Annotated in this window: 7 protein-coding genes and 1 pseudogene; 1 reads left to right on the forward strand and 7 read right to left on the reverse strand. The window is 67.0% G+C overall.

The features are described from left to right. Nucleotides 1–1,506, reverse strand: a 1,506-nt coding sequence (locus ACXJKH_RS07800; RefSeq protein ID WP_457318996.1) for an alpha-glucuronidase family glycosyl hydrolase, incomplete at its 3' end; no start/stop codon positions are given. A 111-nt stretch (nucleotides 1,507–1,617) separates the two neighbouring features. Between ACXJKH_RS07800 and ACXJKH_RS07805 the strand changes: the two genes are divergently transcribed. Continuing rightward, nucleotides 1,618–2,673, forward strand: coding sequence for a LacI family DNA-binding transcriptional regulator (locus ACXJKH_RS07805; RefSeq protein WP_457318997.1), 1,056 nt, complete (start codon nucleotides 1,618–1,620; stop codon nucleotides 2,671–2,673). Nucleotides 2,674–2,690: 17 nt separating this feature from the next. Here ACXJKH_RS07805 and ACXJKH_RS07810 read toward each other — a convergent pair whose 3' ends face one another. The 6 genes and pseudogenes from ACXJKH_RS07810 to ACXJKH_RS07835 form a co-directional block, all read right to left on the reverse strand. Then, complete coding sequence (locus tag ACXJKH_RS07810) at nucleotides 2,691–5,255, reverse strand: glycoside hydrolase family 3 N-terminal domain-containing protein (protein ID WP_457318998.1); 2,565 nt, start codon at nucleotides 5,253–5,255, stop codon at nucleotides 2,691–2,693. Continuing rightward, a complete protein-coding gene (locus ACXJKH_RS07815; RefSeq protein ID WP_457318999.1) occupies nucleotides 5,252–6,661 on the reverse strand; it encodes a sugar porter family MFS transporter in 1,410 nt (469 codons plus the stop codon). The genes ACXJKH_RS07810 and ACXJKH_RS07815 overlap by 4 nt, the downstream gene beginning before the upstream one ends. A gap of 47 nt (nucleotides 6,662–6,708) precedes the next feature. After that, nucleotides 6,709–8,043, reverse strand: a complete 1,335-nt coding sequence (gene xylA / locus ACXJKH_RS07820) for a xylose isomerase (RefSeq protein ID WP_457319000.1) — start codon at nucleotides 8,041–8,043, stop codon at nucleotides 6,709–6,711. A gap of 44 nt (nucleotides 8,044–8,087) precedes the next feature. Continuing rightward, nucleotides 8,088–9,581 carry a xylulokinase gene (xylB, locus tag ACXJKH_RS07825; protein WP_457319001.1) on the reverse strand — a complete coding sequence of 498 codons (1,494 nt, stop codon included), beginning with the start codon at nucleotides 9,579–9,581 and terminating at the stop codon, nucleotides 8,088–8,090. Nucleotides 9,582–9,645: 64 nt separating this feature from the next. Further along, on the reverse strand, nucleotides 9,646–11,175 hold the full coding sequence (locus tag ACXJKH_RS07830; protein WP_457319002.1) for a tryptophan halogenase family protein: 1,530 nt from the start codon (nucleotides 11,173–11,175) through the stop codon (nucleotides 9,646–9,648). A gap of 13 nt (nucleotides 11,176–11,188) precedes the next feature. Next, nucleotides 11,189–11,411: pseudogene (locus ACXJKH_RS07835) on the reverse strand (cupin-like domain-containing protein); the annotation flags it as partial.

The following is an 11,411-nucleotide window of genomic DNA, read 5'->3' on the forward strand; positions in this document are numbered from 1 at the left end:
GACAATGGGCGCCACCACCGCAGGATCCGGCGCGAAGGTCATGGCCGCCCAGTCCGTCGCGATGTCGCGGGCGGACTGATCCGGATTCCAGGCGAGACGACCGAAGGCGTACCAGTTGGCCTGATCGAAGTGCGACCCGCTCCAGGTCCGGTCGTTGCCGAGGTTGGCGACGCCGGCAATGCCGGTCAGCGACCTTGCCACCGTGGAGCCCTCGCCGCGGGCGTGGGTGTCGGACTGCAGCGCCTCCTCGTACAACGGCCCCAGGTACACCAGATGGGTGGCAAAGCCGAGATACTCCTTGGTGATCTGGACTTCCATCATCAACGGCGTGCGCGGCATGGCCCCGAACAGCGGATGGAACGGCTCGCGCGGCTGGAAATCGATGGGACCGTTCTTCACCTGCACGATCACGTTCGGGCGGAAATCACCGTCCAGGCCGGCAAACTCGGTGTAGGCCTGCGTGGCGCGGTCCTCGGGCACCTCATGCGCGTAGACGAAGGCGCGCCACATGACCACGCCGCCATGGGGTGCCAGCGCGTCAGCCAGCAGATTGGCGCCGTCCGCATGCGAACGGCCATAGTCCTGCGGTCCGGGCTGTCCTTCCGAATTGGCCTTGACCAGGAAGCCACCGAAATCGGGAATGCGCGCGTAGATCTCGTCAGCCTTGTCGCGCCACCAACGTTGCACGTCCGGGTCGAGCGGATCGGCTGTCTTCAGCCCGCCCAGCTCGATGGGCGCGCTGAAGCGCGCGCTCAGGTATACGCGGATGCCGTACGGCCGGAACACGTCTGCCAGCGCGGCGGCTTTGGCGAGATACGCCGGCGCAAGGCTCTGTGCGCTCGCGTTTACATTGTTCAGCACGGTGCCGTTGATGCCGAGCGAGGCGTTGGCACGCGCATAGTCGGTATAGCGCGGGTCGCGCCACTCCGGCAGCGTCTGCCAATCCCAGAGTGAGCGGCCGGCATAGCCGCGTTCGACATGACCATCGAGGTTGTCCCAATGGTTGAGTAAGCGCAGCCRCAGACGGGGGGATTCGCGCACCTCAAGCGCGTCCGGCAACGCGCCCGTCTGCAGCAGTCGCAGCAGATGAAACACGCCGTACAGGACACCGATATCGCGGCGTGCGGCCACCAGCAGCACGTCGCGCCCGTCAATGCGCGCGCGCCGGAGCAGGTAGCCTTCATCGCCGAGCGATTCAATCTCTTCGCGGAATGGCGCGATCAGTGTCGACGACTGCGGTGTACCGAGCACCAGCGAAGCGTTGGTTGCAGCCACACCCTGCATCCGGGGAGCGTTGCCCGTAAGACCCCGCAGACCACGCCCCAGCTCCTCGCGCGCGGCACGCTGCGTGGGCGTTCTGTCAGGGGCCACCACCTCTGCCAAGCGCATGCGGGCGTCGGCCGCGCGCGCGGGTTCGACGGGGGCGTAGCGCAGCCAGAGCGCGTACCCATCCTCTGCGCGCACGTTGCCCACGCAGGCAAACAGCGCCACTGCTGCGCCGAGCATCCAATGACACCGCGCGACACTTGAACGCAGCCGCAGCGTGGACGGCAAACCTTGTAAGCTCCGGACGTGCTTTGGCTGCGACAGCGTCAAAAAGAAGAACGGGAGCGCGAATTGGACAAGCCGAAGAAGTCGGTCCGCCGCAAAGCCAGCGGTGTGACGATCGACGAGGTGGCGGCCCTGGCCGGGGTATCGCCGATGACCGTGTCGCGGGCGATCAACCAGGGCAAGGTGCGCGATGACACCCGCGAACGCGTCATGCGCGCGGTGCGTGAACTCGGCTATACGCCCAACCTGGCCGCCAGTTCGCTGGCCGCCGCACACCACACGCGCATTGCGTTGATCTACACCAATCCCAGCGGTGCCTATCTGCGTGAGCTGCTGGTCGGCCTGCTGCGGGTGGCGTCCAACGCGGCCATCCAGCTGGTCATCCACTACTGGGACAACCTGGACCCCGACGCCGAGCGCAAGGCTGCGCGTGCCTTGGACGGACGCGTGGATGGCGTCATTCTGCCGCCCCCGCTGTGCGAATCGCAGCCGGCCGTGACCGAACTGGTCAAAGCGGGCATCCCGGTGGTGGCGATCGCATCGGGTCACCTCAGTGACGATATTTCCTGCGTCCGCATCGACGACTTCCACGCCGGCAAGGAGATGGCCGAACACCTCATCCAGCACGGTCACCGTCGCATCGGCTTCATCCGCGGCCGCAACGACCTGAGCGCGAGCGCGCGTCGCTACGATGGCTTTGTCACCGCCCTGCATGAGGCCGGGCTGCAGGTCGAAACCGGCCTCGTCCAGCAGGGCGACTACACCTACCGTTCGGGGCTTGCCGCCACCGAAGCGCTGCTGTCCCACCCTCGGCCACCGACCGCGATCTTCGCCAGCAACGACGACATGGGCGCGGCGGCGATCTCCGTCGCACACCGCCGCGGCCTGGAGGTGCCCCGTGACCTGTCGGTGGTGGGTTTCGATGACACCTCGGCCGCAACAACCGTCTGGCCCGAGCTCACCACGATCCATCAACCCATCGCCGCGATGGCCGACGCCGCCATCGATATCCTGCTGCGCACCATCCGCCGCAAGCGCGACCAGACCCGCGTGTTGACCGACCACGTCGTGCCACACCGGCTGGTGGTGCGCGACTCGGTCGCGCGCCCGCCCAGGCGCTGAGGGCGCACGACGCATCGTCACGCGCCCGGGCATGCGACGGTGGCCTCCGCTTCGTTCAACGCGCCGAGGGCGACGCGTGACACCGAGAGCGTCATCGCGCCCGCCGTCCCGATGGACCAGGGGCGGTCCAGCTTGCCGACATCCGCGCCAGCCGCCGCCAGGCACTTCAAGGGCACGCCCACGCGCGTCCACTGGCCCACAGGCAGTTTTGCCAGCGTCGGCCCCAGCGCAACGCGTGCCGAGCAACCCGTGCCGCAGCCCACCGCCAACCATGCCTCGCCCTGGGGTGCAGTCTCAACCCGCAGCGTGGTCAACAGCATCAGGTCACCGTTGCTCTCGCGCTGCAGGTCCAGCGCCGTGTGCGACTGCAGCGCGGCCACCGCTTCCCCCTTGCCCGTCCACGCCAGCCGGCGACCGTCTTCCTGTGCAAGGTGATCCACGCCGGTGACATTCAGCAGGCCACCCTCGAGGGATTCCGGCACCTTGGTGACGGTCACGCCCTGCCCCGTGCTGCCCTCCAGCCGCAGGGCCATGCCGGACCCGGCATCGCCGCGCGCGAAGAACACACCCACCGCCCCTTCGTTGCCGGTGACGCCGGAGACCTCCGGCAGCGCGGCCAGATCGCCGTTGTCGGTGTAGGTCAGGCCGAAGCCGAAGGCGAACAACGGGTTGTAGTCCTTCTGCCCGACGTTGTTGGCGTACTGCGTTGCCGTGCGCGGCCAACTGAAACTGAGCTTGCCCTTGAAGTCGTGCTGCACGCGGCCGTCCGGCCCACGCAGCAGCACGTCGGCAATGCCGGCGCCTTCCGACCCGGGCAGCCACGCGGCCACGAACGCATCGGCGGCATTGATCTCCCGGTTGACCCACAACGGGCGCCCGCTCAGGAACACCGCGACCACCGGAATGCCGTCAGCTTTCAGTCGCTTGATCAGGGCAAGGTCGGCATCGTCTCCCGGCTTGTAGGCCAGTGTCGGCAGATCGCCCTGGAACTCCGCATAGGGATTTTCCCCAAACACCACCACGGCGACATCCGGCTTGGTCGCGTACGTCCCGTCCACTGCAAGCTCGGCGTGGCCGCCGGCGGCCTTCGCCTGCTGCGCAATGCCTTCGAAGATGGTGTCCGCGTTCGGAAAATCCTTTCGGGTGGTGCCGGTGCCCTGCCAGTTCAGTGTCCAGCCGCCGGCCTGCTTGCCGACATCGTTGGCCCCGTCACCGGCAACCAGGATGTGTTGCCTCGGCGACAGCGGCAGCACACCGCCCTGGTTTTTCAGCAGCACCAGCGACTCGCGCACCGCCTGGCGTGCAACGTCTCGATGCGCGGGTGCACCGACGAGCGCGAACTGCCCACCGACCGCACGCGACGACGGCTTGCCCGCCTCGAACAACCCCAGCCGCAGCTTGACCCGCAGGATCCGGCGCACCGCATCGTCCAGGCGCTGCTGGGGGATGGTGCCTTTCATCACCGCGGCCAGCGTGGTCTCATAGAAGCCCTTCCAGCTGTCCGACGCCATGGCCATGTCCAGGCCCGCGTTGATGGTGGCCGGGCAATCGGTGGTGGTGCAGCCCTTGACCTGCCCGTGGCCGTTCCAGTCGCCCACCACGAAACCACCGAAATGCATCCGGCCCTTCAACGCATCGGTCAGGTACGGCTTGTTGCCGTGCATTTTCTCGCCGTTGACGCTGTTGAAGGACGCCATCACGGTCTGCGCGCCGGCCGCGATGGCCGGCGGATACCCGGCGGCGTGGATGCGCACCAGCTCGGCCTCGCTGATCCGGGTGTCGCCCTGGTCCTTCCCATCGGCAGTGCCGCCGTCACCGAGGAAATGCTTCACCGAGGCGATCACATGCCGACCGTCAAGGAACGCAGGCGAGCCCACCTTGCCCTGCAGGCCCTCGACCATCGCGCCGGCATAGCTGGCCACCACCTCGGGCGATTCGGAATACCCCTCGTAGGTGCGCCCCCAGCGGTCATCCTGCGGTACCGCCACGGTTGGCGCGAAGGCCCACTCCATGCCGGTCGCCCGGGTTTCCAGCGCGGTGATTTCACCGATCCGCCGCAGCAGTTCCGGGTTCCGCGCGGCGCCCAGGCCGATGTTGTGCGGGAACAGGGTTGCGCCGATGATGTTGCTCTGCCCGTGCACGGCATCGATGCCGAAGAGCACCGGAATGGCCTTGCCGCCCTGCGAGGTATCCATCGACGCCTCGTAGAACGCATCGGCCAGCGCCAACCATTGGGCAGGCGCGGCATCGTAGCGGCCGCCGGGGTCGGAGTTGCCGCCGGCCAGGATCGAGCCGAGCCGGTATTTGCGGAGGTCATCGGGCGTGATGCTGGCGATATCTCCCTGCACCAGCTGGCCCACCTTCTCCTCTACCGTCAGTGTGGCCATCAGGTCGGTGATGCGCTTCTCCAGCGCGGCGTCCTCGGCCAGCGGCCAGGCGACCTGCGGCCACGGCTCCGGGTCGGCCGGCGCGGCGGCAACGGGCTTGTCTTCGTTCCCGCAGGCAACCAGGGCCAGCATCAGCGCGGCCAGCAGCACGCCACGGTGGGTGCGGGTAAGGCGTGGATTGGTCATCGTGTTCATCCTTCCATCTGCTCCAGTTCCTTGCCCTTGGTTTCGTGCACATACTTGAGCACGAAGACGACCGAGATGATGGCCGCCACCAGGTAGATGCTGTACGTCGCCGCCAGCCCGATGGCGGCCAGCAGAATGGGGAACGTCACCGTGACGGCGAAGTTCGCGGTCCATTGCGCCGCACCGGCCACGGCCAGCGCCGAGCCACGGATCTGGTTGGGGAACATCTCACCCAGCAYCACCCACATCACCGGGCCCCAGGAGACGTTGAAGAACACCACGTAGGCATTGGCCGCCACCAGCGCCAGCGTGCCCATGTGCCCGGGCAGCTGCAGGCGGGCGTCCACCAGCGAGCCGCTGGCGAATGCCACCACCAACAGCGCCAATGACACTGCCATGCCGGCCGAGCCGACCCATAGCAGCGGCTTGCGCCCGATGCGGTCGATGAGCAGCACGGTCACCACGCAGGCGCCGATGCTCAGCGCACCGGACAGCACGTTGATCAGCAGTGCGTCGTTTTCGGAGAAGCCGACCGCCTGCCAGAGCACGGCGCCGTAATAGAACACCACGTTGATGCCGACCAGCTGCTGGAAGATGGCCAGGCCGACGCCGACCCAGACAATCGGGCGGATCCGGCCGGTCACCTTGTTGCGCAGATCCGACAGCCGCGGGCGATGGTGGTCGGTCGACAGCGAGGCGTCGATCTCGGCAAGCTTGGCCTGCGCCTCCGCCCCACCGAACAGCCGCGTAAGCACGTGCAGCGCCTCGTCCTTGCGGCGCTTCACCACCAGGTAGCGCGGGCTTTCGGGAATGGTCAGCAACAGCGCCAGGAACAACAGCGAGGGCACCGCCTGCATCCAGAACATCCACCGCCACGCCGCGTGCCCCCACCACAGCGCCTCGGTCGAGGCACCGGCGGTGGCCRCCAATAGATAGTTGGACAGGAACGCGACGGTGAGGCCGCTGATGATGGCGATCTGCTGGACCGTGGCAAGACGGCCCCGGTAACGCGCCGGCGCAACTTCGGCGATGTACGCCGGCGAGATCACGCTGGCCGCCCCCACGGCAAAGCCCCCCATCACCCGCGCGAGGATGAACATGACCGAAGAGGACGCCGCGCCCGCGCCGATCGCCGACAGCAGGAACAACACCGCCGACACGATCAGCACGTTGCGCCGTCCCAGGCTGTCGGCCAGCCGGCCGGCGCTGAAGGCACCGATGGCGCAGCCCAACAGCATCGAGGCGATCTCGAACCCCTGCATCCACTCGCCGGACCTGAACGCCTGGTGCAGGCCGTCCTGGGTGCCGTTGATGACGCCGCTGTCAAACCCGAACAGGAATCCGCCAATCGTCGCCACCACGCTGATCAACACAATCAGTCGGGTGTTCTCCCCGCCGCTCATTGCCTGGTTCATTGCCCTGCCCCTCCCCGGTTGGGTGTCATCGCTGCGAGCGGTCACGCTCAGCGCAGCAGGTACTGGTTGAGCAGGTTCTCGTAGCGCTCCTGCTTGCCGCTGATCTGGCTGGGTTCCCCGCCCTTGGCGCCCAATGCGGCCAGATCCGTGAGGCTGAGCGCGCCTCCCGCGAATTGCTTGCCGGGACCGTTGTCGAAGCTGGCGTAGCGCGCGTTTCGCCACTGTTCCAAGGGCGAGTCGTTCAGCAGTGCGTGGGCCACTTCCAGCCCTCGCGCGAACGCATCCATGCCACCGATGTGGGCGATGAACAGATCCTCGAGATCGGTGGATTCGCGACGCAACTTGGCGTCGAAGTTCAAGCCACCTTCCAGCCCACCCTGCCGAAGCACCACCAGCATCGCGCCCACCGTGTCGTACAGGTCGGTCGGGAACTGGTCCGTGTCCCAGCCGTTCTGCGCGTTGCCGCGGTTGGCGTCGATGCTGCCCAGCAAACCGTGGTCCGAGGCAACCTGCAGGTCGTGTTCGAACGTATGGCCGGAGAGCGTGGCGTGGTTCGCCTCGATATTGAGCTTGAAATCCTTGTCCAGGCCATGCTCCTTGAGGAAGCCGACGACGGTGGCGCTGTCGAAGTCGTACTGGTGCTTCATCGGCTCCATCGGCTTGGGCTCGATCAGGAAGTTTCCCTTCAGGCCGATGCTGCGGCCGTAGTCCCGCGCCATGMCGAGGAACCGCGCGAGGTGGTCGACCTCGCGCTTCATCTGCGTGTTCACCAGCGAGGCATAACCTTCGCGGCCACCCCAGAACACGTAGTGTTCGCCCCCCAGTTCCACCGTCGCCTCCAGCGCCGCCTTCACCTGCACCGCCGCACGCGCCACCACGGCGAAATCCGGATTGGTCGACGCACCATTCATGTAGCGCGGGTGCGAGAACAGGTTGGCCGTGCCCCACAGCAGCTTCACGCCGGTCTCGTCCTGGCGGGCCTTGGCCAGGCCCACCATGTGCTTCAGGTTCTTTTCGTACACGCCGACATCGTCGGCATCCGGCGCCAGGTCGATATCGTGGAAGCACCAGTACGGCACGCCCAGCTTGGTGAAGAATTCGAACGCCGCATCCACCTTCGCCTCGGCAGTCGCCATGGGCGAGCCGACCTCCCAGGGAAAATGACGCGTGCCCGGACCGAAGGGGTCATGCCCGGCGTTGCAGAAGGTGTGCCAGTAGCAGGCCGCGAAACGCAGATGTTCCTGCATCGTCTTGCCACCGATGACTTTCTTGGCGTCATACACCTTGAACGCGAGCGGGTTGTCCGAGCCCCGGCCTTCGAAGGGGATGCGGCCGATGCCGGGGAAGTACGTCTTGGCGCCGATGAAGGGCTGATTGCTCATGGTGCGTGTTCCTTCCGTTGTGCGAGGTGTCGCGAAAAAGGGGATCAGCCGCGATACAGCGGCATGAGGGCGTCGAGATGTCGCAGGAAACGTGCATAGGCCGTGGCGTAGGCGTGCGTACGCGTCGGGTCCGGCTGTGCGGACTGCAGCGGATCGACGGCAACGTGCCGGTCGGTCAGCTCGGCGATGGAGGTCGCGTCGCCGCGCGCGTGACCCAGCGCCCACAGGGCCTGCAGTGCTGCACCGAACGCCGCGCCTTCGGACTGGATCGGCACGTCCACCGGCAGGCCGAACACATCGGCCACCAGTTGCCGCCACTGCGCGCTGTTGCTGCCGCCACCGGTCAGCACGATGCGGTCGAACTGCATGCCCGCGCGCACAAAGGCGTCGTAGCCGTACTTCAGGCTGTACGTGGCCCCTTCCATGGCCGCGCGGTAGAAGTGCGCCGGGGTCATGTTGGTCGTGTCCAGGCCCGCCAGCACCCCCTTGCCCAGGGGCAGGTCCGGCGTGCGTTCGCCATTGAGGAACGGCAGCATCACCAGCCCGTCGGCGCCGGGCGGCGTGGCCCGCAGGTGCCCATCGCCAAAGCGGGTGCTGAAGCCGAAGGCGTCGGCGACCTGTTCGGTCACCACGGTGCAGTTCATCGTGCAGATCAGCGGCAGCCAGCCGCCGGTGGACGAGCAGAACGCAGCCCACGCCCCCTCCGGGTCCACCACGGGCGTGTCCGAATAGGCGAACRGGGTGCCCGAGGTACCCAGGCTCATCGCCAGGCGGCCGGGCACGACGCAACCGGTGCCGATGGCCGCCATCATGTTGTCGCCCCCGCCAACGGCGACCTTCACCGTCGCGGGCAGCCCCAGGGCCGCCGCCGTGGTCGGGTCGATGTCGAACACCTCCTCGGGCGCGGCAATGCGCGGCAGGCAGGCGGCGAGGTCGCGTTGCGAATCGGTCGCGCGCAGCAGTTCGGTCGACCAGGTGCGGGTTCGCACGTCCAGCCAGCCCGTCCCCGACGCATCGCCGTATTCGCAGAAGCGTTGGCCGGTCAACACGAAATTGAGGTAATCGTGCGGCAGCAGAATGGTGGCAAGCCGCGCGTAGACCTCGGGACGATGCGTCTTGGTCCACGGCAGTTTGGAGGCGGTATAGCCGGTAAGGACAGGGTTGCCGGCCAGTGCGATGGTGCGCGCCGTGCCGCCGAGTGCGTCCATGATCTGCACGCACTCGGCCGAGGTACTGGTGTCGCACCACAGCTTGGCCGGCGCCAGGACCTCCCCGGCTGCATCGACGGGTACAAAGCCGTGCTGTTGGCCCGAGACCGCCAGCGCGGCGATACGGGATCGGACCTTGGGATCAATCGCAGCGAAGCAGCTATGAAGTGCTGCCACCCACTCGGCCGGCTGCTGTTCACGGCTGCCGTCGGCGGCGGACGCCAGGTCCAGGGGCGCGCTGGTGCTGGCAACCAGACGGCGCCCGGCAGGGTCGTACACCACGACCTTGAGACTTTGCGTACCTGCATCTATTCCGGCAACCAGTTCCATGTTTCCCACTCCGTCCCCACATGAAGGTAGCGCTACCATTTCCAGGCAGCAGCATGCTGTTCTGCTATGCCAGGGCTGAGGCCCGTGGCCATACGTCCTGCGCAGCCTTGCAGTAGCGATCGATGAACGCGGCCTGCGAGGACATCGTCGCGACGGCGTGCTGCACCGGTTGCCGGATCCGCGCCAACAGCGTGCGCAGATCCGCATCGTCGATGGCACGTGCAAGCGGGTGCGCAGGACCCGGCGCAATCCCCTGCCCCATCAACACGCTGGTCCAGGACTCCACACGGAACAGCTCACCGGGGTCCTGCCAGGCATGGGCACGTTCGCGCCAGGCGCGCAGCCGCATCGCGAGCGACTCGGGCAGCGCCATCTCACGGCAGGCTTTCCACATCGGCTCGTCGCGCTGGTTGGCGTGGTAGTGCAGGATGATGAAGTCGCGCACATGCTCCATCTCCTGCCGGCTGACATCGTTGTACAGCGCCATCAGCGTCGGGCTGACGCCGTCGAACGGGAACAGCTGGATCAGCCGCACCACGGCACTGATGGTCAGGTGGATGCTGGTCGACTCCAACGGCTCGATGAAGCCACTGGCGAGCCCGAGCGCCACCACGTTCTTGTTCCACGCCTTAAGGCGACGTCCGCTGCGGAACGGAACCAGCCACGGATCCCGCAGCGGCGGGCCATCGACGTCACGCAGCAGCTTGGCCTGCGCCTCGTCATCGGACATGTGCCGGCTGGAGAACACCAGCCCGCAGCCGACCCGGTGCTGGAGCGCGATATGCCATCGCCACCCGGCTTCGTGCGCGATCGCACGGGTGTAGGGCACCGGCGGCGCGATGGACTCGGTCTGCACCGCAACAGCGCGATCGCTGGGCAACCATTCGTGCCAGTCCTCATAACCGGTCTGCAGGGTCTGCTCGGTCAACAGGCCGCGGAATCCCGTGCAGTCGATGAACAGGTCGCCCTCGATGACCTGCCCATCCTCCAGCACCAGTGACGCGACGGAGCCGTCATGGGCGTGTTGTTTGACCTCGCGGATCTTGCCTTCCACCCGTCGCAGGCCGTGCCCTTCGGCCTTGCGTCGCAGAAATTTGGCATACAGCCCGGCATCGAAGTGATAGGCGTAGTTGAGCCGGGGTTGGGTATCCAGCGAGAACTGGTCGCCGCGCGAGGCGACGCTTTCCAGGCAGAAGTCACCCAGTTCCGACGGCATGCCGCGGCGCAGGCTGTCCAGCCAGAAGTGGTGGAACGGCGTGGCCAGGGTTCCCTGCCCGATCGTGCCGAACGGATGGATGAAACGATCGCCGGGTCGACGCCAGTTCTCAAACGAGATCGAGAGCTTGAACGTGCCGGCAACGGCGCGCAGGAACTCCTGCTCGTCGATCTGCAGAAAGCGGTGGAACGCACGGATGGGCGGCACGGTCGACTCGCCGACACCCACCGTGCCGATCTGCTCGGACTCCACCAGGGTGATGTCCAATTGGTCGCGGAACTGGTGCGCCAGCGCACAGCCGGCCAGCCAGCCTGCGGTGCCGCCACCGGCGATGACGACCTTGCGGATACGCCCTTCGGTTGTGTTCGCCACGTTCAATGCGGTGCCCTCATCAGCGGTTGAGTCGAGCCAGCAGCTGGGCGCGCATGCGGCGCGCCTGCGTCTCGTCGAACGGTGCCAGGTCGCCCCGGGCAGCGTCGGGCAGGTGCTGTCCTGCACGCGCACCCGGACCGAATACGTAGTACTCGAAGATCTTTGCCCAGGCCTGCTTTTCGCGCGCCGGCAGATCGCGCACGGCCCACATCGCGTGGTGGAGGGCCGGCAGCGGCGAGGGA

It is taken from the genome of Stenotrophomonas sp. P5_B8, from assembly GCF_054049855.1.

Excerpts from the sequence above, each read along its gene's own strand:
- ACXJKH_RS07810 (WP_457318998.1), bottom strand. The coding sequence starts at position 5,255 with ATGAACACGATGACCAATCCACGCCTTACCCGCACCCACCGTGGCGTG.